General features: G+C 37.6%; 24 protein-coding genes and 1 other annotated feature. Of the genes, 5 read left to right on the forward strand and 19 right to left on the reverse strand.

Features of this window, described 5'->3' with window-relative positions; all coding sequences use genetic code 11:
• Positions 1-7: 7 nt before the first annotated feature.
• Genes ACAN52_RS18355 through ACAN52_RS18365 form a run of 3 tightly spaced genes read right to left on the reverse strand, consistent with a single transcriptional unit; the run spans position 8 to position 1,924 of the window.
• On the reverse strand, positions 8-634 hold the full coding sequence (locus ACAN52_RS18355; RefSeq protein ID WP_378956420.1) for a cytochrome c biogenesis protein: 627 nt from the start codon (positions 632-634) through the stop codon (positions 8-10).
• Between the two features lie 14 nt (positions 635-648).
• Positions 649-1,326 carry a heme exporter protein CcmB gene (locus tag ACAN52_RS18360; RefSeq protein WP_378956421.1) on the reverse strand — a complete coding sequence of 226 codons (678 nt, stop codon included), beginning with the start codon at positions 1,324-1,326 and terminating at the stop codon, positions 649-651.
• Positions 1,298-1,924, reverse strand: a complete 627-nt coding sequence (locus ACAN52_RS18365) for an ATP-binding cassette domain-containing protein (RefSeq protein ID WP_378956423.1) — start codon at positions 1,922-1,924, stop codon at positions 1,298-1,300. The genes ACAN52_RS18360 and ACAN52_RS18365 overlap by 29 nt, the downstream gene beginning before the upstream one ends.
• A gap of 305 nt (positions 1,925-2,229) precedes the next feature.
• Here ACAN52_RS18365 and ACAN52_RS18370 point away from each other — a divergent pair, with 305 nt between their 5' ends.
• Positions 2,230-3,852, forward strand: coding sequence for a GDSL-type esterase/lipase family protein (locus ACAN52_RS18370; RefSeq protein ID WP_378956424.1), 1,623 nt, complete (start codon positions 2,230-2,232; stop codon positions 3,850-3,852).
• Between the two features lie 21 nt (positions 3,853-3,873).
• On the opposite strand, the gene ACAN52_RS18375 is transcribed toward ACAN52_RS18370, so the two are convergent.
• From ACAN52_RS18375 to ACAN52_RS18385, 3 genes are all read right to left on the reverse strand, one after another.
• Positions 3,874-4,758, reverse strand: coding sequence for a prephenate dehydrogenase (locus ACAN52_RS18375; protein WP_378956425.1), 885 nt, complete (start codon positions 4,756-4,758; stop codon positions 3,874-3,876).
• Entirely contained in the window at positions 4,755-5,771 is a 1,017-nt protein-coding gene (gene aroF / locus ACAN52_RS18380) for a 3-deoxy-7-phosphoheptulonate synthase (protein WP_378956426.1), read from the reverse strand. Before aroF ends, ACAN52_RS18375 begins: the two co-directional genes overlap by 4 nt.
• A gap of 50 nt (positions 5,772-5,821) precedes the next feature.
• Positions 5,822-6,070, reverse strand: a binding site (T-box leader).
• 71 nt (positions 6,071-6,141) lie between these two features.
• Positions 6,142-6,828 carry an NlpC/P60 family protein gene (locus tag ACAN52_RS18385; RefSeq protein WP_378956427.1) on the reverse strand — a complete coding sequence of 229 codons (687 nt, stop codon included), beginning with the start codon at positions 6,826-6,828 and terminating at the stop codon, positions 6,142-6,144.
• A 187-nt stretch (positions 6,829-7,015) separates the two neighbouring features.
• Here ACAN52_RS18385 and dapB point away from each other — a divergent pair, with 187 nt between their 5' ends.
• Entirely contained in the window at positions 7,016-7,828 is an 813-nt protein-coding gene (gene dapB, locus ACAN52_RS18390) for a 4-hydroxy-tetrahydrodipicolinate reductase (RefSeq protein ID WP_378956428.1), read from the forward strand.
• Positions 7,829-7,934: 106 nt separating this feature from the next.
• Here the strand turns inward: dapB and ACAN52_RS18395 are convergent, their stop codons facing one another.
• From ACAN52_RS18395 to ACAN52_RS18430, 8 genes are all read right to left on the reverse strand, one after another.
• On the reverse strand, positions 7,935-8,561 hold the full coding sequence (locus tag ACAN52_RS18395) for a TrkA C-terminal domain-containing protein (RefSeq protein ID WP_378956429.1): 627 nt from the start codon (positions 8,559-8,561) through the stop codon (positions 7,935-7,937).
• A 29-nt stretch (positions 8,562-8,590) separates the two neighbouring features.
• A complete protein-coding gene (locus ACAN52_RS18400) occupies positions 8,591-10,147 on the reverse strand; it encodes an ABC-F family ATP-binding cassette domain-containing protein (RefSeq protein WP_378956430.1) in 1,557 nt (518 codons plus the stop codon).
• Positions 10,148-10,165: 18 nt separating this feature from the next.
• Positions 10,166-10,423 carry a GIY-YIG nuclease family protein gene (locus ACAN52_RS18405; protein ID WP_378956431.1) on the reverse strand — a complete coding sequence of 86 codons (258 nt, stop codon included), beginning with the start codon at positions 10,421-10,423 and terminating at the stop codon, positions 10,166-10,168.
• A gap of 9 nt (positions 10,424-10,432) precedes the next feature.
• Positions 10,433-11,035: a peptidylprolyl isomerase gene (locus ACAN52_RS18410; RefSeq protein WP_378956432.1), complete on the reverse strand. Its 603-nt coding sequence runs from the start codon at positions 11,033-11,035 to the stop codon at positions 10,433-10,435.
• A 135-nt stretch (positions 11,036-11,170) separates the two neighbouring features.
• Positions 11,171-11,803: an endonuclease III gene (nth, locus tag ACAN52_RS18415; protein WP_378956433.1), complete on the reverse strand. Its 633-nt coding sequence runs from the start codon at positions 11,801-11,803 to the stop codon at positions 11,171-11,173.
• A gap of 99 nt (positions 11,804-11,902) precedes the next feature.
• Positions 11,903-13,261 (reverse strand): PFL family protein, encoded by a 1,359-nt coding sequence (locus tag ACAN52_RS18420; protein ID WP_378956434.1) that lies wholly within the window; start codon positions 13,259-13,261, stop codon positions 11,903-11,905.
• A gap of 18 nt (positions 13,262-13,279) precedes the next feature.
• On the reverse strand, positions 13,280-13,549 hold the full coding sequence (locus tag ACAN52_RS18425) for an ACT domain-containing protein (RefSeq protein ID WP_378956435.1): 270 nt from the start codon (positions 13,547-13,549) through the stop codon (positions 13,280-13,282).
• 201 nt (positions 13,550-13,750) lie between these two features.
• On the reverse strand, positions 13,751-14,662 hold the full coding sequence (locus ACAN52_RS18430) for an NAD(P)/FAD-dependent oxidoreductase (protein ID WP_378956436.1): 912 nt from the start codon (positions 14,660-14,662) through the stop codon (positions 13,751-13,753).
• A 129-nt stretch (positions 14,663-14,791) separates the two neighbouring features.
• Here ACAN52_RS18430 and ACAN52_RS18435 point away from each other — a divergent pair, with 129 nt between their 5' ends.
• The gene (locus ACAN52_RS18435; protein ID WP_378956437.1) at positions 14,792-15,010 is read left to right on the forward strand and encodes a DUF896 domain-containing protein; all 219 of its coding nucleotides are present in this window, start codon (positions 14,792-14,794) and stop codon (positions 15,008-15,010) included.
• A gap of 74 nt (positions 15,011-15,084) precedes the next feature.
• Here the strand turns inward: ACAN52_RS18435 and ACAN52_RS18440 are convergent, their stop codons facing one another.
• Positions 15,085-15,468 (reverse strand): DUF1540 domain-containing protein, encoded by a 384-nt coding sequence (locus ACAN52_RS18440; RefSeq protein ID WP_378956438.1) that lies wholly within the window; start codon positions 15,466-15,468, stop codon positions 15,085-15,087.
• A gap of 214 nt (positions 15,469-15,682) precedes the next feature.
• Between ACAN52_RS18440 and ACAN52_RS18445 the strand changes: the two genes are divergently transcribed.
• The gene (locus ACAN52_RS18445; protein WP_378956439.1) at positions 15,683-17,062 is read left to right on the forward strand and encodes a [Fe-Fe] hydrogenase large subunit C-terminal domain-containing protein; all 1,380 of its coding nucleotides are present in this window, start codon (positions 15,683-15,685) and stop codon (positions 17,060-17,062) included.
• A 243-nt stretch (positions 17,063-17,305) separates the two neighbouring features.
• Complete coding sequence (locus ACAN52_RS18450) at positions 17,306-18,661, forward strand: pyruvate carboxylase subunit B (protein ID WP_378956440.1); 1,356 nt, start codon at positions 17,306-17,308, stop codon at positions 18,659-18,661.
• A gap of 47 nt (positions 18,662-18,708) precedes the next feature.
• Here the strand turns inward: ACAN52_RS18450 and ACAN52_RS18455 are convergent, their stop codons facing one another.
• From ACAN52_RS18455 to ACAN52_RS18470, 4 genes are all read right to left on the reverse strand, one after another.
• Positions 18,709-20,367: a nucleoside kinase gene (locus ACAN52_RS18455; protein ID WP_378956441.1), complete on the reverse strand. Its 1,659-nt coding sequence runs from the start codon at positions 20,365-20,367 to the stop codon at positions 18,709-18,711.
• A 183-nt stretch (positions 20,368-20,550) separates the two neighbouring features.
• Complete coding sequence (locus ACAN52_RS18460) at positions 20,551-21,540, reverse strand: anion permease (protein ID WP_378956442.1); 990 nt, start codon at positions 21,538-21,540, stop codon at positions 20,551-20,553.
• Positions 21,533-22,159 (reverse strand): DUF47 domain-containing protein, encoded by a 627-nt coding sequence (locus ACAN52_RS18465; protein WP_378956443.1) that lies wholly within the window; start codon positions 22,157-22,159, stop codon positions 21,533-21,535. Before ACAN52_RS18465 ends, ACAN52_RS18460 begins: the two co-directional genes overlap by 8 nt.
• A gap of 231 nt (positions 22,160-22,390) precedes the next feature.
• Complete coding sequence (locus ACAN52_RS18470; protein WP_378956444.1) at positions 22,391-22,573, reverse strand: hypothetical protein; 183 nt, start codon at positions 22,571-22,573, stop codon at positions 22,391-22,393.
• Positions 22,574-22,612 lie beyond the last annotated feature (39 nt).

Below are 22,612 nucleotides of genomic sequence, written 5' to 3' on the forward strand. Positions count from 1 at the left end.
CCAATCCTTAAACTGACTTTTGTTTATTATGTACAATATGCTGAAATAATTGCCAAAATAGTGCCGTGCATGCCCCTACAGCCGCTAAAAGTATATACAACATGATTGCATCCATCTCTAATTTACCAGCCTTATTAAATACTGGTTCTGGATGCAATGAAAAATAAAACCGTGGAATGATAAAGACTAAAAATGGTACTGTCAATGAAGATAATAAAGCATAAACAGCAGAGATTCTAGCCCTTTGCTCCTCATCTTGAATGGATGCCCTCAGTACTAAATAAGCACCATAAATTAAGAGTAAAATAAAAATAGTAGTTTGCCGAGGGTCCCAATTCCAATAGGCACCCCAAGTCAGTTTAGCAAAAATCGCACCGCTCACCGTTGCCAATAAACAAAATAGTAAACCTAACGTGGCCGCTACTGAACTTTTCCAGTCATACCGTATTTCTTGTGTCCGTAAATATTGCATGGACCAAAAAGCTGATAGCAAAAAAGCGAGTACCGATACCCAAGCAACTGGTATATGAAAAAAAGCAACCCGTACTAAATAACCGAGTCCTTCAGCTGGTGGTACGATATAAAATACAGCATATACCACGCCAATAATCCATAAACTTACCGCTAATTTCATAATAATCCCCCCACTTAGTCATACCAAAGATAATCAAATAATATTGATATTGCAATCATCATGACTCCATCATAACCGACCATAAATACAATTCCCCCTACTTCAGGCGAAGTATCAGCCAATATTTGGGTTGTTGCACTAATACTGCTTAAAAATTGTGGTAAAAGAATCGGAAACGTGAGCACTGTAAATAAAGCATTTTTCCCTTGGGTTTTAGCCACCATCGACGCAGTGATTGTTGATGCAGCAGCAATCCCTATATCACCTAAAATTAAAACAATGATAAACATAGGCCAACGATAAACGTCTACATTCAAAAATATAATAAACAACGGAATGAGGAGTATGGTCAGGCTAAGCAGCATGATCACGTTAAATAATAATTTTCCAAATATAACAGCTTGGCCTGATGCATAAATACGTAAGGCCATCATCGTACCTGATTCCTGCTCTTGAACGAAAACTCTCGAAAGGCCAGCCATAGCACAAAAAAACAATATAACCCATAATAATGCTGCGATCAGTTCAACAGGTAGACTTATAGAGCCGATGGACATACTAATACTTGTTAAAGCTACTAAAGCAAACATAAACAGTGCACTCAATGAATAGCGAGTCCGAAACTCACACAGACCATCTTTTATTAGCACTGCCCATATACGGTCAAACAAGTTCAATCTTGTAACTTGCATTCTGTGCCTCCCATGGTTCATTGGTTGCAATAATGACTGTTGTCTGCTCTACCAGCCCATCGCCAATCATTTTGCTCACCAATCTCTTTCCATCAGCATCTAGATTGGAAGATGGTTCATCAAGTAACCATAATAAAGGTTTAAGGGCTAATATGAGAGCAAATTTCAATCGTTGGCGCATACCTGTAGAATAGGTTTGTACTAATTGATCTTTCGCTGCAGTAAGGCCAACAATCTGGCAATAATCTGCGACTTGCTCAGCACTACAGTAGCCGCCACGGACTCGCACAAAAAATAGTAGATTCTCACTTCCTGTCATGTCAGCGTAAAATACAATCTCAGGAGAAACCAATCCCAAGCAGGCAAGTCGCGCTTCTGTATCTAACATTTTCCCATCACCAAGTACCTGTATCGTACCTGTTGTTGCCCTACTAAGACCAGCAATCATTTTTAGTAACGTTGACTTTCCTGAGCCATTAGGACCAGTGATGGCCAAACACTGCCCTGAATTCACTGTAACCGTTAATCCTTCAAATAATACCCTCGATCCTATTTTTTTACTCACATTCACTAATTTTACACTCACACTTTGGTACACGATCCCATTACCTCCAAGATAAATACCTTTATACTTACAAATTACGTATTATAATAGTCAAGATAATTTATCAGACTATTCTATTAATAATTTTATACTATTTTAAGAAATAATGCGACTAATTTAAAATAATCTGCGAATTATGTCAATACTTGTTTTGGATGGCCAATGAGCAACCACAATCATTGAACTCATGATGAAATTAGCAATAATACCTAAAATATGATAACATGAGAAGATGATAACGAAAATCATCGCGTCCTGCACTGCCACTGCAAATAAATTCGAATCAAGTAGGTGTTTTAATGATGAAAAAATTTTTCCTTTTAATTTCCCTCTTAACAACTTTATTGTATTTTATTGAAACCAATGAAAATATTGGTTTGAGCAACTATAAACCTTTGGTCAATGTGAACTATATTGCAAATCACTATATATTGACTTGGTCCAAAATACCTTATTTAGCTTATTATGAAGTAGAAGTTTTAAACCATAACCCTGGCAAAGAACAGGACTCAAAATCATCAAATCTATCTTCTAGAATTGCAAAATATCGTACCTTTGATACAACAATAAAAATTGATCAAAACTTCCCTGATAGTACTTACCTACGAGTGTCAGCTCACAGTCTTTTTCATCAACCTTTAGGTTTATATTCTGACTCCATTTCCATTTCAGAAATAAATATCAATCATCAGCAGGCAAGACAAAAACCAATTGCGACCACGAGCTATCCACAAGATGCTCCAGCACCAAGTATACCTCTCTTAAAGTGGACAATCGTCCCAGGCGCAGTATATTATGAAATTGAATTTTTGAGTTCTCCTGCTGAAAACCCTAATGATGTAAAGCCTTCAGTTTACCAAATATCTTCTTCACGAGAAGTTTTTACGAACGCATATAGTGTTGATTTAACTCGCTATCCAGGAAATCACTTATATTGGCGTGTACGGGCTCTGAACTTTGCGGATAATCCTATCGGTGTTTTTTCAGATGTGGCAGAACTGTTCATTGACCATACATTGCCTCAGGTCTTAAAACCGATCTCAAATACAGGTTATAAAGAAGCAAAGATGCCTATGCCCCTTTACCCCGTCTATTCATGGATTCCCATTCCAGGTGCAGTGAGTTATGAAGTCGAAGTAACGACCCGCCCTCCGGAAAATCCAAATGGAATACAACCTTCTAAATACCAAATCCGTCAACAAGTTATTCATGGGGGCAGTGATTGTTATGATGAAGAACCTCTCATTACTCCTGGAACGTATTACTGGCGAGTACGAGGACTTGATAATTCAGGTAAACCAATCGGGGTATATTCTGATGCTGAAGAATTTGTCGTCGATCTTGCAGCCGGAAAATATGCGGCTACTCTGGGCGATAGTATTAGTCATGGCGGAGGAGCGATTTCCTATTCACCTGCAGATTTAGAATATAGCTTCCAAACCTATTTATCTTTTCCCACAATAAATTTAGCTAAGAGTGGTGACACTTCGGAAACTATGTTAGAACGTTTCAACAATGACGTTTTGCCTTATCATCCTAAATTTCTAATTATTATGGGTGGTTCTAATAGTTTGCGTGGTGGTGTGCCTGCTACTCAAGTGATTAAAGAGCTCGCCGCAATGCGTGATAAATGTTTGGCTAATGGTATCAGACCTATTTTTCTCACTCTACCACCTATTAATCCTAATGGAATTAATCAGGCTTTTAATGAAGAGACAGTACCTGACTGGCAAAAGCAATTTGCCGATGTAAATTCTTTCATTCGTCAACAACGTTATTACATTGATTTAGAGCCTTACTTTATGGATGAAAATCATGAATTGCCTCCCCATTATGCGACAGATGGATTACATCTCGATAGTGAAGGTAAAAAATTAATGGGTCTCATTATTAATAGCAATTGGGCAAAAGTCACAAAATAAAAAGCAGACTCTCATATCACATCAAAGTGTGGTATGAGAGTCTGTTTTTTGAATTAAGGCATCACGCCGATTTTTTGCTCGTTTAAAAAAATGATGGATTGCTTGGCGGTCACCTTGCTGTACGGCTCCAATCACCTCATCAAGTAAACCGCGTAACTTGATTAAGCTATCTGTAATGGGCTGAGCATTCGTCAAACAAATATCTGCCCACATATCAGCATTAGAAGAAGCAATGCGAGTCGTATCTCTAAATCCACCGCCAACTAATTTAAAATTATCTTCTAAATCAGGATACATTTCTAAAAGATTAACTAAGGCAGCAGCGGCAACATGAGGCACATGGCTAATGACAGCGCCACACTGCTCATGATCTGCAATATTCATTGTGGTAAGCCTAGCACTGGTCCAGGTAAGCACCTGACAGATTTCCTCGACGGCTTCAAGGCTAGTTGATGCTTCTGGAACAAGGATATACCATTTATCCTTAAATAAATCACGCTTTGCTGCCCATATACCACTTTGTTCTCGCCCTGTCATAGGATGACCACTTACATACTCAATACCACGGGGTAAAATCTTTCTAATCTCTTGGGCTAAAAATCCTTTCGTACTCCCCACATCGGTTAAGATAGTCCCTTCCTTGAGATGAGGTACTATCTTTTCTACAATGGGTAGAATCTGCAATACGGGAGTACATAAAAAGATAATATCAGCATTTTTTACACCTTCAACTAGATCAGAAGTACTATAATCCACCGCGTTGCAGCCAACAGCTTTTACTAAGGTCTCATGATCACGATCAATCCCTGTTACTACGACTTGTGATCCACCTATTTCTTTGAAATCTAGCCCTAAAGAGCCACCGATCAATCCTAACCCTATGATCGTGATATGCTTGACGTTCATGGTACGATCTTGCCCATAACATGTGCAATGCTCACAATTTCCTTCATCATCAATTCAAAGTTTTCAGGTGTTAATGATTGTTTTCCATCGGATAAAGCTTCGGCAGGATTTGGATGAACTTCAATCATCAAACCATCAGCACCTGCAGCAATGCCTGCACGCGCCATTGGGCGAACTAATTCCCATCGTCCTGTACCATGACTAGGATCAACAATAATTGGTAAATGACTGATATTTTTAACGGCAGCTACTGCACTTAAATCCAAGGTATTACGAGTGTACTCTTCATACGTACGAATGCCACGTTCACAAAGTACTACATTATAATTTCCTTCACTCATAATATATTCAGCAGCATTTAACCATTCATTAATCGTTGCCGATAACCCACGTTTTAATAATACAGGCTTATTTGTTTTACCAACAGTTTTTAACAATTGAAAGTTTTGCATATTGCGTGAGCCAATTTGTAGCATATCAGCGTAAGCACACACAACTGGTACTGACTCTACATCGACTACCTCTGTCACTATTTTTAGTCCCGTCTTTTCTCTAGCCTCTGCCATCATTTCTAACCCTTTTTCTTCTAGCCCTTGAAAAGCATAAGGTGAAGTCCTTGGTTTATAAGCTCCTCCACGCAAAAACTGAGCACCTGCATTTTTCACAATATCAGCCGATAATAACAATTGTTCAAGGCTTTCCACCGCACATGGACCAGCCATGACAACTAGATTTTTACCACCAATTTGTATACCATCTACATCTACGATCGTATCTTCTCTTTTGAATTCTCGGCTCACTAACTTATAATCTACAGTCACAGATACCATTTTTTCTACGCCATCCATGGCTTCAATTGGCATTTGAGCGATAAAACGTTTGTCACCAATTACACCAATAATTGTACGGCTTGCACCTTCAGATAAATGTACTTTTAGACCCACCTTGGTTAACTTATTAGTTACCATTGTTACTTGTTCTTGAGTTGCTTCTGGTTTCATCACAATAATCATATTCGAAATCCTCCTCTAATTTTGTGTAAATAAAAAACACTCCGCCCCTATAAAGGGACGGAATGTTAAAAATCCGTTATACCACCCTACTTGCATTGCAAGTCACTTACATTTCAAGTACGAGGCTTACACCTGATACTCTAGCCTATGATAACGGTGGCATTCCGGCACGGTCTACTTGTACTACGTTCAACCTGCTACTCCTAGGTGTATTTCAGCAAGCACACTTACCAGGTCACACCACCCCCTGGCTCTCTGTAAAATGTTGCAAACTTACTTATCCTATTCATTGTAATTGTAAATATGCGATTCAACTTATCAATAATATAACAGTGCTTTACACTTTTGTCAAGTGTAAAAAAACATTGTTTTAAATAAACCGTCGTGCACCAAGATATCTTGTGTTCCAATATTCATCGGACAAATTACTGACCATGACACCACGCTTAGCTGAAACATGAATAAACTTTCCTTTTTCCAGATAAATCCCACTATGAGAAGCACCTGGTTCATAAGTCGTAAAAAAAACTAAATCACCTTGTTTTAACTGATCTCTCCCCACTGTTTTTCCCATTTTGTATTGCACATCTGCCGTCCGTGGCAAGGATACGGAATTCTTATCAAAAACATACCAAACCATGCCAGAACAATCAAAGCCCTTAGTCGTTACTCCACCCCATTTGTAAGGAATACCAACTAACTGCATGGCTGACCCAGTTATTTTTTCCGCTGTATTACTTTGGTTTCCACCTTCACTAGTGATTGGTTTATTTATCATATTTTTACCCATTAATACAAAATAGGTCTTTTCTCCAACAACACCATCAGGTTCTAATTTATTCTTTTTTTGAAATGCTTTAACTGATTTTTTCATTTCAACAGTAAATTTACCATTAATCACATCACGATAATAACCTTGTGCTTTTAACTTAACTTGAATTTCTGCAATTTCCTTACCAGCATCACCTTCAGAAAATTGCCGACTTGCAGCGAAGGATATCGTTGACATGAAACTCAAGATGATCAATATTAGCATCATTTTTCTAAACATAAGCATACCGTCCCTCCACTCAATGACTATATCTTGTTCCTAGTAGACCAATCATTGGGATTGCCTACGAATTAATTTTACTATTTCGCCAAATCTTACAAAATTCCTGTAAATATTAGTTTATCTTTCATCGACACACTAACAACCTTCATGATATAATTAAGTTGTTAGCAAAAATATAGGGGGTGCGGGTATGAACGTTGCTTTAGTAGGATTGGGCGCCACCGGAAAAATAGTCGCAGAATACTTGCTCGGGAAAAATGTACTTTCTATGGTATTATGTCGAAAAAATAGCCACCATGCAGATTTAGACCTCGGGGTAGTACTAAATCGTAGAGACACAAATATTTTCATTGAAACGTGTGAACATTTAGAACGTAAACTATTTGAAAACAAACCCGATGTATTGATTGATTTTTCGAGTTCACATTTTCTTCGCGAGAATATCAATCTATTAGCTCATTATGGCGTTAACATTGTAACAGCCGTTACAGACTATGAACCTGCTGAAATAGAAAAAATTAAACAAGTCGCTTTACAAGATAAGATTGGTATTATTATGGCACCTAATATTACTCACGGCGTCAATGTACTCATGTTATTGACAGAAATCGCCACTGAATTGATGAAAGGGTATGATTTTCAAGTCTTAGAAGAACATCATCATCGTAAAAAAGACAGTCCTTCTGGCACGGCAAAAAAAATTGCTGCCAAAATTGAAAATATAATGATCAATCATCTTGATGATCGGGAAGTTCCCATTCATGCCGTTCGTTCTGGTGGTATTGTTGGCAGGCACAAAGTACTCATTTGCGGTGAATATGATCAACTTGAAATTAGCCATGAATCTTTTTCACGCATTGCATTTGCTGAGGGTGCCTATAAAGCTGCAAATTTTATCAATGGTAAAAAAGGTCTCTATGGAATGGACAATGTTTTTGATGCAGAACGAATCATCAAAAAACATACAGTGACAGATGATGATCATCATTTTATCGCTAACTAATTTTTATTATCAATAGTGCAGCCACTTTAATGATCCCCCTTTAGGATTCGATAAAAAAAGCCTGTGATTCTAAGCGTATAAAACGCTTAGAATCACAGGCTTTTAATTACTTACACTTATTGATATAGGCCATTGTCCGTTCTAATACATCACTATCTCCAACAACTACAATGCGATCAAAAGCTTGAATGACAGCACTTGGTCCTGGTGAAATAATAATCTCTGTCCCGCGCCGAATAGCAACAATGGTGGCTCCTGTATGTTGCCATAATTGAATATCAGAAATTTTTTTATTGATTACATGAGATTTCCCTATAACTTCGATTTCAACAGGATTATAAGGTGTCAAATTACGCAACCGATCAGAATAGTTAATGATATCCTTTAAAATTCCTTCCAAATGCCGATCCATTTCACGTTTTTTCTTTAATAAACTTTCTGCATCTTGCCGAAGAGAATATACAGAATCAGAACTTTTACAATGTTCAATAAAGTGATAGGATTTCTGAATGGATAGAATCGTTATTTCTTTCCCCTGCGAGACAGCAACGACATTTTCCTCTTTTAATAGGGAAATGGCTTTTCTAATCGTTTCAGGTGATACATTATATTGACTAGCTAATAACGAACGTCCTGATAATTTCGTTCCTTCTGGAAATTCGTCATTAATAATGCGTTGAGCAATATCAAGAGCAATTGAACGATAGATAGCGCCTCCGACTCCACTGTTCATAGTTACCTCCAAGTAAAATAGCAACCGTTTTATATAATTTTAGTTGTCCAATTTTCGACATCCCATATGTCAGTTACCCAATCTTCATAAAACTCTGGTTCATGGGATACAAGTAGCACAGTTCCCTTAAATTCAGTAAGAGCTCGTTTAAGTTCAGCCTTAGCATCTACATCCAAATGGTTAGTCGGTTCATCAAAGACCAACCAATTAGATTCTCGCAGCATGAGCTTACACAATCGCACTTTAGCGTTTTCCCCACCACTTAGTACCATCATTTGGCTCGTAATATGTTCATTCGTAAGTCCACAGCGGGCTAATGCCCCCCGAACTTCAGAGTGAGATAAACCTGGATACTCAGCCCATACATCTTCCATTGCAGTCTTAGTATTACGTTCCGTAGATTCCTGCTCAAAATAACCAGGATGGAGATGATCGCCGAGTTCTACTTTACCTGATACAGGCTGAATCTTACCTAAAATAGTTTTTAAGAGGGTTGTCTTACCCAAGCCATTCACACCGCGAATAGCGACTTTTTGTCCTCGCTCTAATGTGATGTTAACAGGTCGTGTCAAAGGTTCATCATAACCAAGCACCAAATGCTCCGCTTGAACAATCATACGACTTGGAGTTCTAGCTTCTTTAAAACCAAATACCGGTTTCATTTTTTCCCGTGGTTTTTCTAATACGTCCATTCTTTCAAGCTGTTTTTGACGACTTTTAGCGCGACCAGTCGTAGAGATCCGCGCCTTATTACGAGCAATAAAATCCTCTAAACGATCGATTTCTTGCTGTTGTCTTTCATAAGCCTTTGACTCTTGTCCTTTACGTATGTTATACAACTGTTGAAATTGCTCATAATCGCCAGTATAACGGGTTAATACTGTATTTTCCACATGATAAATCACATTGACAACATCATTTAAAAATGGAATATCATGAGAAACTAAGATAAAGCTGTTCTCATATTCTTTCAGATATCTTCTCAGCCACTCAATGTGCTCCACATCAAGATAGTTAGTCGGTTCATCAAGAAGTAATATTGTTGGATTCTGCAATAACAGTTTAGTCAGTAACACTTTCGTTCTTTGTCCACCGCTTAAATCCGCTACATCTTTATCAAGACCAATGTCACCCAAGCCTAGGCCATTAGCGACCTCTACAATACGTGCATCAATCATATAAAAACTATTTGTCTCAAGAATGGTTTGAATTTCCCCTACATCTTCCATCATTTTTTCAAGTTCTTCTGGGGTTGCATCACCCATTTTATCGTAAATAGCCAACATTTCAGCTTCTAAATCAAACATTGACTGAAATGCTTCCCGTAAAGCTTCACGAATGGTCTTTCCTTTAGTAAGTACACTATGCTGATCCAAATAACCAACGGTTACACGATTAGACCATACTACATTCCCCTCATCAGGCATTAATTGCCCGGTAATAATGTTTAAGAATGTAGATTTTCCTTCACCATTGGCACCAATTAGACCGACATGTTCACCCTTTAATAAACGGAAAGAAGCATCTTCCAAAATTTGTCTACCACCAAAACCATGTGTTACATTTTCTACTGTTAATACGCTCACTCTATTCACCTGCATTATTTATATTTTTTGTTTATTAAATTCACTAATTAAAGCAATTTTTTGGCATCGTCGTAGTTTCTTTATGCCAGCCTCGCGTTTTTGCGCCCTACTCTGATTATCTTGTTCTTCAAAGTACACTAGTTTAACAGGCAAACGACATCGAGTATATTTTGCCCCTGTACCTCCATTATGAGCAGCAAGACGTTTTTCTAAATTAACTGCCCATCCGGTATACAAAGTACCATCAGCACACTGTACAATGTATGTATAGACCATAAAAATGGCCTATGGTTGTTCAATCGTAATTTTCTTGATGACAACATTCTCTACAGGTTTATCCATAGCTCCTGTTTTGACCTTACCAATTGCTTGTACAACGTCGAGACCTACAATGACTTTACCAAAAACTGCATGCTTTTTATCCAAATGAGGTGTAGGCGCTAAAGTAATAAAGAATTGAGAGCCACCTGTATTGGGACCGGCATTTGCCATTGAGATAATACCTGCTGCATCATGTTTTAAATCAGGATGAAATTCATCAGGTATTTTATAACCAGGTCCTCCCGTTCCATTCCCATTCGGGTCACCACCTTGAATCATAAAACCATCAATGACTCTATGGAAAATCAAACCATTATAGAAGTTCTTATTAACAAGATCAATAAAATTTTTGGTCGTAATCGGCGCTTTGTCTTCAAATAGCTCAATTTTGAAGTCACCTTTTGATGTTTCAAATTTAGCTACACTATTTTTTTTACTTGTTGTTTGTTTTGGTGTATTGTCTGGCGCTACTTGATTATTGGAATTACCAGTATTTCCCGAACAGCCAGCAACTAAAAACACCTGCATCAATAAAACGATTAATACACTCACTATTTTTCTTGACATATCCATTCCTCCTACCATTTAACTTATCATCATGAAAATTCGCCCAGATATCAATTTGCCTTATCTTTTCTGAGTATTTGTTTAAACATGCTCTAATATTATATCATCAATAGTATCTTTTTCAACTTTGATTTTCTACATCTCTTTGCTTGGACACAATTGAGATAACGGGCAGGTATGGCAAAGAGGTTTACGTGCTTTGCAGACGTTACGACCATGCCAAATGAGCCAATGATGAGCATCTGACCACTTGCTCTTAGGAATGGCTTTCATCAGCTTTTCTTCGACAGCGAGGGGCGTCTCTCCCGTGGCAAGCTTCAATCGATTGGATACACGAAAGACATGTGTATCAACAGCAATGGCTGGGATGTTAAATAATTGGCTAATAACAACATTCGCTGTTTTTCGCCCAACCCCTGGCAGCGTAATCAATTGATCAAAAGTCTCTGGCACTTGTCCATCATAGTCCCTACAGAGAATTTCGCAGGTCGCCATAATATTACGAGCTTTGCTATGAAAGAGTCCACAATCTCTAATATATTCTTCTAATTTTTCTTGTCCCATGGACCAAATTTTATCTGGTGTATTATATTCTTGAAATAAACGAGCTGTAATAATATTGACTCGTTTATCTGTGCATTGGGCCGATAAGACGACTGCAATCAATAATTCAAAGGGAGAAGAATATTCAAGAGCTGTCGAAGTTCCTCGATAATGTTCTTCCAAAATCGATAACATTTCCTCTTTAATCGCTTTAGTAATTCGCATAAATAACCCTCCTTATTTCTTATTACTTTACTTAAAGAAATAAGGATAACGATTTCCCGTCATAGGAAAAAAGTTATCCTTACATCTACAGCAATCGAATTAATTGGTTAAGCCTCGAATTGGTGCAGGAATTCTACCACCACGGGCAATGAATTCATCTGATTTAAATGTATTGACTTTAAGAATAGGGCTGTGACCTAATAGGCCACCAAACTCTACCCAATCACCAACTTTTTTACCGGGAACAGGAATAACGCGCACTGCAGTCGTTTTGTTATTGATCATACCAATGGCTGACTCATCAGCAATAATACCAGAAATAGTAGCCGCTGAAGTCTCACCTGGCACTGCAATCATATCAAGCCCGACTGAGCATACACACGTCATGGCTTCTAATTTTTCTAATGTTAAGCTGCCACACTCCACAGCAGCAATCATACCGGCATCTTCACTGACTGGAATGAAAGCACCGCTCAAACCACCAACATGGGAAGAGGCCATCAGACCGCCTTTTTTAACTGCATCATTAAGCAGTGCCAAAGCTGCTGTAGTACCAGGAGCACCACAGCTCTCAAGTCCCATTTCTTCTAAGATATGAGCGACACTGTCACCGACAACAGGGGTCGGTGCCAAGGATAAATCAATAATACCAAAAGGAACATTCATACGGCGTGAAGCTTCTTGAGCAACAAGTTGACCCACACGAGTGATTTTAAAAGCAGTTTTCTTAATGGTTTCGGCAATAGCGCTAAAATCTTGTCCTCTTACTTCTTCTAAAGCACGTTTTACAACACCAGGTCCGCTAACACCAACATTAATCACTTTCTCAGGCTCACCAATACCATGGAATGCACCCGCCATAAAAGGATTATCTTGAGGAGCATTTGCAAATACAACTAATTTTGCACAACCTAAGCCATCTCGATCTTTAGTTAATTCAGCAGTACGTTTAATAATTTCTCCCATTTCTCTTACACAATCCATATTAATCCCGCACTTGGTAGAGGCGAGATTGACAGAGGAACAGACCCGCTCTGTTTGGGCTAATGCTTCTGGAATGGACTGGATCAGGATACGATCACCTTTGGTATATCCTTTATCAACAAGAGCACTGAAACCACCGATAAAATTTACTCCAACTGCCTTTGCTGCCGCATCAAGAGCCTTAGCAACTGGCACATAGCTATCCGCATTACAACTGGCTGCTACAATGGAGATCGGAGTGACAGAAATGCGTTTATTAATAATTGGAATACCATATTCAGCTTCAATATCCTCACCCGTACGCACCAAGTGCTGGGCTTCAAAGGTTATTTTATCATAGATATTTTTACAAAATACATCAATATCAGGATGACAGCAGTCTTGTAAACTAATTCCCAAGGTAATCGTACGAACATCAAGTTTATTTTCCTCAATCATTCGGTTTGTTTCGAGTATTTCTTGAATCGTTAACATTAAATATCCTCCCCTAACCTATATCCGGTGCATGATATTAAAAATATCTTCATGCTGTACTTTTATGTCGAGACCGATTTTTTGACCGTGTTCTTTTAAAATTTCTTGCAATTCTTTTAAACTCACTTTACTTTTGGAGATATCGGATATCATGAGCATATTAAAAAATCCGTCTAAGATATTTTGATTAATATTTAATACATTCACACCATTGGTTGCCAAAATTCCACTTACCATAGCGACAATCCCTACTTGATCTCGACCTACAATTGTAATTACTGCTTTCATATGACCACGCTCCATCTATATTTTTTGCTATCTTGACGACATATGTCTCTTAAAAGAATACATGTGTAACGTCTTCAAAGATATAAGTGTATAGTTTATTATACGGCATTTAAAATAAAAGCCAATACCTTGTTGCAATGTTTATATTTTCCGACAATTTTTTTAGCGCTTTATATACTGATATAAATGATATCCATATAACTAATTTTCTTTATGTAACAAGTAATCATAAGCCATGAGTGCAGCTTTTGCCCCATCTCCAGCCGCTATAACAATTTGCTTATCAGGTCCATTCGTTACATCACCTGCCGCAAATAATCCAGGAATATTCGTTTTTGCGCGGCAATCGATAATGAGTTCTTTCTGCTCATTTAAGTCTACTAAATCTGCCAGAAATTCAGAATTAGGTTCTAAGCCCACTTCGACAAAAACACCCTTTACTTCTAGGTCCTGAGATTCTCCACTATCTATATCACGAATTCGAAGTGTTTCAACAAAATCCTTACCATAAATTCCTTCCGAAATATACCCTGGCATTTCGATAATATTTTCTGCAGCTTTCATTTTCTCAATGAGTATTGGATCGGCAACATATTCTCCTCTTGTTACCAAATAAACTTTAGGAGAAACATTACTCAATTCAATCGCTGCCTGCACCGCCGAATTGCCGCCACCTACAACTGCTACGATTTTATTTGTAAATAATGGACCATCACATGTAGCACAATAACTGACTCCAAGACCAGCAAATTCTAATTCTCCTGGTACTCCTAGCCGCCTAGATCGTTTCCCTGAAGCCAAAATCACTGTCTTACTTTGGTATTCCCCTTCCTCTGTTGTGACGATAAAGGAACCATCATGATGTACGGTTAGTCCTGTCACTTCTTGATATTTGGTTTCCACAGCAAAACGTCTTACCTGATCCTCAAATTTACTCATTAGTTCAGGTCCACTAATAAATTGATAACCCATATAATTCTCAATTTCTTTTGTCCACATGAGCTGACCGCCAAACTCTTTTGTTAATAATAATGTATCCATTTTTTTACGTGCAGCATATACTGCCGATGTTAAGCCAGCTGGACCACCGCCAATAATAATTAAATCGTACATACTATTCCCCTCTTATTCATTTATTTTCTGTAAACGCTTTACAATCTGTTTATATTTATATAAACTTTTTAATAGGATCATTTTTTTCAGCAAATAATAAGTTAAATAAAAAGTGAGGTTTTTACCATTATGATAACACCTGAAATCATTGCGCGCATTAATGAATTAGGACGAAAACAAAAGGAAGGGCAATTAAGCGCAGACGAAAGTACTGAACAAGCTAAGTTACGCCGCCTATATATTGATAATATCAAAAATCAAGTAAAAGTGCACCTTGATTCGCAAAAAGAACATATAAATTCTCATGATTGTTCATGTGGTTGCCAGGATAAGCATCATAAACATTAATTATAAACTCATTTAAGAGAGAATACAAATACCGAAGGCTAGAAAAGCCTTCGGTATTTGTCGATAATAAGACCTTATTTTTCTTCAAATGTACTGCAATCTGTATCTGTCGTTTTAGCAGCATTAACCCCACTTACGTCAATGTGACGAGCATTACAAAGGTTATCGCTCTCCCAATATTTACAGTTGTTCACAAAGCATTCTACTACAGGCGTTACCTGAGTACCATCAAGAAAAGCTGCTGATAAAGTACCACCAATATTTGCATTGTGAAACGCACCAATCATATCGCCCATGGTTTTACGATGATGAAAAGATTTACATTCGGTATCTTGGGACTTTTTAGAATTCCCACTTGTCTCCTCATTGTAAATACTAACCTTAGCTGCCATGCATTGATCACCAGGCATATAATGTGTACATTGATCAACAGCGCATTTTACGATAGGATTTGCCATAATAATCCTCACTCCTCTTTAATGGGTGATATAGACTCATTTGTAGTATCTTACTGTATCATTTTTTTATACATATTGAAGTAATTAGCAACGAGGTCAAGCCTTTTTGCTCATTACTTCTTTTTTTGTTTTTACACAATTAGAAGAGGAAAAATTCCCTGAATCGCTAATACTATAATCGTAGGATCATCTAAGCTAAGAAGGAGGTATTTTTATGAACTCCACCGCACTCAATCTCAAGTCACGTATCCTTTATCATGTAGCTAAATCCGCATGGGAAGGCACATTATTTGAACGCCGTGAAGAAATTTGCGAAATGGTTTCCAAAGAGTTTCAAGATCAGACGACACGTCGTTATGTCGCTAACCAAATTCGCATGGCCATGGGCTTAGACCCACACAACGATGACCATGTTCTCAATGATTATGATGAAGAAGCACTGATGGGTATGGCAAGTGAGCCAACAATCTGTGTCAATTCAGATGCTTGCCAAATGTGTCCCGAAGGAGAAGGCCGCTGCGAAATGGCATGTCCCCTTCATGCCATCACCCGTGATGAACTTGGTAAGGTTAGCATTGACCAAGAAAAATGTATGGGCGAAGGTCACTGTATTAAGGAATGTTCTTTTGGTGCCTTAGGTGAAAAATCTCAATTTATTCCTTTGATCAAACTATTAAAAGAACAAAAAGGTCCAGTATACGCTTCCATTGCTCCTGCGTTTGTTGGACAATTTGGCAGTGATGTGACTCCTGGAAAATTACGTTCTGCCTTACTGACTCTTGGATTTACAGATATGTTAGAAACAGCATTATATGCAGATTTAATTACCATGAAAGAAGCCTTTGAATTTGAAGACCATGTAAAAACAGCTCATGATTTTATGTTTACTAGCTGTTGTTGTCCAGTGTGGATCAAACTGATCGAAAATAAATTTCCTGATTTAATTGAACATATTTCACCATCCGTATCACCTATGATTGCATCAGCAAGGGTCATTAAGCAGTTTGAACCAGAGGCAAAAGTTGTCTTTATCGGTCCATGCATTGCTAAAAAATCAGAAGCTTTATTGCCTGATTTAAAAGGAGCAATTGATTATGTACTGACATTTCAAGAACTTGCTACAATTTTTGAAGCTGCTGAAATAGATCCAGTAGTCCAGGATGATCATGAAAAAGCAATTGCTTCTTGGAGTGGTCGAGTCTACGCCTATACAGGTGGCGTCAGTGCTGCAGTCGATGCTACACTAAAAAAATTGATACCACACCACTCACAAAAATTGGTTCCGATCAAAGTGGACGGTATTCCCGATTGTCAAAAATTGCTTGAAGAAATAAGAAAGGGTCAGCTCAATGCCAACTTTGTAGAAGGCATGGCTTGCAAAGGTGGCTGCGTCGGCGGACCAGGTCGCTTACTCTCCCCCGAACAAGGACAAAAATTTGTCAGCAGTTATGGAAATGCCTCTCCGGCCCATACACCTGTAGAAAATCCTCAAGTCTATGGAATCTTGGCCCGTCTTGGTCATGAAAATGAGGCATCAGCCCTGACTGGGACAAGTCCCATGGCTGAATTATTGGCGCGAAAATTGGGACAATAAGAGTGTTAATTATAAAAAATATTATTTTGTATACAGTATAATATTAAAAAATATATAAAAAAATTAAAAAAGTTAAAAAAATAACTAGCAAAAGCAGTTTAAATACTGTAAAATTAAGTTTGTCAGAGATTGTTACATAAATAACTAATTGGTTCTGAATCAGAATTATTTTACATTTTGTCCGCTTACGGTCATGTATTATATTTCACCAGAATCATGGGTCAAAACAAAAGGGGGATATATATGTCTAGAAAACCAGTACAAATCATGGAAACAGTTTTACGGGATGGTCACCAATCACTTGCTGCGACTCGCATGCGCATGAATGATATGATGCCAATGCTAGAATGTCTTGACAATATGGGATATTTCGCTGTAGAAGCTTGGGGTGGCGCTACTTTTGATACTTGCTTAAGATTCTTAGACGAAGATCCTTGGGAGCGTCTACGCACTCTAAAAACTCATTTGAAAAAAACTCCTATCTCTATGCTTCTTAGAGGTCAAAACATCCTTGGTTATAATCACTATGCTGATGATGTTGTGACTGCTTTTGTTAAGAAAATGGTTGAAAACGGTATTGGCGTTATTCGTGTATTTGATGCATTGAATGATGTTCGTAATCTTGAAGTTGCTATGAAAGCTGCTAAAGAATCCGGTGCTCATGTACAAGGTGTATGCGTATACACAATTAGCCCATACCACACTGTTGAAAGCTATATCACACTCGCTCGTCAATTAGTAGAACGTGGCGCTGATTCCATCTGTATTAAAGATATGTCAGGTCTACTCAGACCTTATATTGCTTATGATTTGGTTAAAGCTTTGAAAGCTGATCCTCAAGTTAATGTACCAATTCAACTTCATACTCACTATACAAGCGGTATGGGTTCAATGACTTATTTAAAAGCTATTGAAGCTGGCGTTGACGTGGTTGACTGCGCATTGTCACCATTCGCTCTTGGTACTTCCCAACCTTGTACTGAAACCATGATTGCTGCTTTAGAAGGCACTGAATATGATACAGGTCTTGACCGTCATAAACTAAAAGATGCTGTTCTTCACTTTGCTAATGTTAAGAAAAGTTTGGGAGCCGATTTCGGTCTCAAAACAGCTTTTGATGTTGATACAAATGTTCTTGACTTCCAAATTCCTGGTGGTATGTTGTCCAATCTGTACAACCAACTTAAGGAACAAGGAATCGAAGAAAAATATCAAGAATTATTGGAAGAAATGCCTCGCGTACGTGCAGAACTTGGCTATCCTCCATTGGTTACTCCTACCAGCCAGATTGTTGGTTCAATGGCAACCTTCAATGTAATGATTGGTGAACGTTATAAAATGGTACCACGCGAAATCAAAGATTTGGCACGTGGTAAATATGGTAAAACTCCTATGCCTGTTGACGAGTCAGTTCGTGCTAAAATCATTGGCGATGAAAAAATCATTGATTATCGTCCAGCTGATGATATTGCACCACAAATGGAACTTCTTACTGCACAACTTGCTGAAAAAGGATATCCTAATGCATCTATCGAAGATGTTCTATCCTATGCATTGTTCCCTGAAGTTGCTTTGAAATATTTCGCAAAACATCGTTAAGAGTAAAAAGCCCTAACCAAATGGTTGGGGCTTTTTTTTATGCCTATTTACCGATAAAAACATGAGGAACCAGTAAATTCTCGTAAAATAGAATTAAGAGGAATTTCGTCATCTGCAATATTTTCAAAATAGCTTAAAAAGTTTAATAAACGTTTAGCCTCTGGATATTCTTCCTCTGCAGATGTAATTTGCTTTAATAAAGGCTCAGCATATTTTTTGAGTACACCGAGTTCATAGATAAGACCTGAATTAAACATAATATCTGCATCTTCTTGAAACGGGAAGATATTTCGTTCTTCTCCTCGTCGTACTGACGACCACATACGTAATGTTTTAAGTGCATCATGAGATCTAAATTGACTATCACGAACAATCCTTCGCAGTAACCGAGTATCTGTCGTCAAAATTCGATTGTGATTATCAATGGATAGTTGAGTTAAAGCACTCACATAAATTTTAACTTTATGTTCCGAGGGTACTGAGGCACTTAATCTTTCATTTAATCCATGAATTCCTTCGATAATAAGAGGCTGATTTTTTTCAATCTGAATGATATGCCCACGATATTCCCGCTGACCTACCATGAAATTATAGGAAGGTACTTTTACTGCCTCTCCATCTAAAATGCGGCGTAAGTGTTCATTAAACAACTGTAAATCAATCGCCTCAATGGATTCAAAATCATAATCACCATTCTCATCACGTGGCGTTCGATCACGATCAATAAAATAATCATCTAAGGATAAAGCAACAGGATTTAACCCATTCACTTTAAGTTGTATTGTCAGACGTTGAGCAAAAGTAGTCTTACCTGATGAAGAAGGTCCAGCAACTAAAATCACTCTTACATCTTTGTTATCAAACACAAAATCTGCAATTTGCCCTATCTTCTTTTCATGTAATGCCTCAGTCACTCTGATAATATCATGAACTTTGTTATTATGAACATATTCATTTAATGTAGCAACATAACCACATTTTAAAATTTTTCCCCACCGTTCAGCTTCTAGGAATATTTCCGATAATTTAGTTTGAGGAACAAATTCCGGCAAACAGTCAGGTCGTTCTTTTTCTGGAAAACGTAAAATAAAACCTGATTCATGTTTCTTTAAAGAAAATATTTTTAAATTCTTTGTATCTGGCATCATCATACCATAAAAATATCCATAGCTCTGGCCACAATAGTAAATCCTAACTCTCTCACGTTTGAGTTGCTCTAAATGTTTCACTTTTTCAATTTGTCCTGAACTTCTGAATAATTCAATAGCTTCGGCAATTGGCACACTTTTCATTGTAATAGAGCGATTTTCATCGATAATTTTCCGCATATGCATTTCCAAAGCCTTTAGATGATCTTCTGTCGTTGGTTCACCAATATGTAATTCACAATACAGTCCTTTACTTAAAGAATGCTCAACGGTTGTCTCTCCATGAGGAAATAATTCATACGCTGCAGCAATCATAACAAAAGTCAGACTACGCTGATACACTTTTATACCTAATTCAGTACGTAAATCGAAAAAATCAATGGTACAATCAGTTGTAACAACAAACTGCAAATCTTTAATTTCATTATTTACTTTAGCAGCAACAATCGCCGTAGTATACAAATGTTGTACATCATGACTGATTTCTAGTAATGTTATGCCTGCCTGATATTGGCATGACTCCCGATTGGCAAAATAAACAGTAATAGGCTTTTCCATTAAAACGCCCCCCTGCACATGTTTTGTTACTTAGATAACTTATACTTATTCTCATCTTTATCCTTATACAATATGAGATTCATTCCATATAGAGACTTCTATAATTGATATATCAAAAATTACGGCAAATAAACATAAATGCATATTTGCCGCTCATTGTTTTACTGTATATAAATTGAAATCTTAGAAAAATAATGATATTATTTTATAGGCTAATGCACTGACCAATGCTGTAGAAGGAATCGTTAAAACCCAGGCCATCAGCATTTGTTGTGCTACGCCCCACCGTACAGCACGAATCCGTTTTGCAGCTCCAACACCCATGATTGATCCTGAAACTACATGAGTTGTACTTACAGGTAAGTGCAACAGTGTTGCTCCAAAAATGATGATCGATGAGTTTAAATCTGCGGCAAAACCACTAATAGGTTCTAGTTTGAAGATTTTACTCCCCATTGTTTTGATAATTCGCCAACCACCAGCTGCAGTCCCTAGACCCATAGCAGTTGCTGCCGACATTTTAACCCACAATGGTACTTCCAAAGTTGTTAAATATCCAGTGCTGACCAATGTTAAGGTAATAATCCCCATGGCTTTTTGCGCATCATTTGAGCCATGAGAAAAAGCCATCATTGCCGCTGTAATAATTTGTAATTTTTTAAATTTAGGATTAATCCGTGAAGGTGCCATATTACCAAATATCCAAAATAAAAATGTCATAATCAGTAAGCCTGTGAACATAGCAACCAGTGGAGAACAAATTAAGGCAGCAACAATTTTTAATATACCATCAACTTTTAAAGCTTCATAACCCCTTGCTGTCAAAACAGCTCCAACAACCCCACCAACTAAGGCATGGGATGAACTACTCGGAATCCCCATCCACCAAGTTAATAAGTTCCAAACAATTGCACCAAACATAGCAGCAATAATAATTGGTTCATTAACCATCTGGGCAGATTTTACAAGATCGCCCCCAATTGTCTTTGCTACTCCAGTACTATACATAGCCCCAAGAAAGTTAAGTCCAGCAGCCATCCATACTGCAACTCTTGGTGTCAACGCCCTAGTCGACACAGAAGTGGCAATGGCATTTGCAGTATCATGGAAACCATTAATATAATCAAAAGCTAATGCGAGTAAGACAACACAAATAATTAATGTATCAGGCATATTTCATAACCACGCCTCGTAATAAATCTCCAATACTTTCACAATGATCAAGAGCATCTTCCAAGTGTTCCAATATTTCTTTCCATTTAATCACTTCGATTGGATTGGGACAAGTGTCAAAAAGTAGGGCCACTTCACGACGATAAATTTGGTCACCTTGACTTTCGAGCTGACCAATCTTATTCGTATGATCAAGAATTTTATTCTGATTTCCTTTAATATTTTTAAGCAACTCAAAAGCGAGTACCATCTCTTCTGTACATTCAGCTAATAAACTAGCTAATTGTGCAGAACCTGCTGTCGGTTTACCAGCCTTATAAAGCACCATCCGTTGCATCGTACCTTGCAAAAAGTCGACCACATCATCTAGCATAGTTGCCAAGGAATAAATATCTTCACGATCAAGTGGTGTGATAAAGGTCTGATTAAGTTTGTCAATTATTGCGTCATTAATATCATCAGCTTTATGCTCCAAATCAGAAATTTGTTGCATTTTCTCCTCAAGCTGAGTGTAGTCATCCATGACTTCTTTAAGCACATAAGCTCCTTGCCGTAACACATTACTACTTTCAACAAATAATTTAAAAAACTCATCTTCTTTTGGTTTAAAACCGAACATGTTCTATCCCCCATTTTTAAATATTGGAAAATTTATGTACCCTACTAAGCTCATTATGGCATAGTCCAGAAATACTATATCATCAATAGCGACATAAAACAATAACATATCTAGCTTTGCCTATAAAGTTTGACTTTTACTAATAGTTGAAATTTTATAATAATACTTAAAAATACAAGCGATACTACAAACATCAAAGAAGAGTGAACAACGGTTCACTCTTCTTTGATATTAACGATGCATCATCCTTCGCAATAAACGATAGGCGAGAAAAGGAAGTGGTGCATGACGAAGGGTAAATCTCATTCCCAAGTAAAAGAATAAAACGGAACTAATGACATGTATTCCCCACAAAAAAAATCGCGGCAACGCCAGAGCATTATTGTCAAATAAATGATTCTGTTGACAACTCAATTTCATCGCCTCCTTTGATTATAGTATTACCCATCTCAC

It is taken from the genome of Pelosinus sp. sgz500959, from assembly GCF_042610375.1.
Taxonomy (GTDB): domain Bacteria; phylum Bacillota; class Negativicutes; order DSM-13327; family DSM-13327; genus CTSoil-075.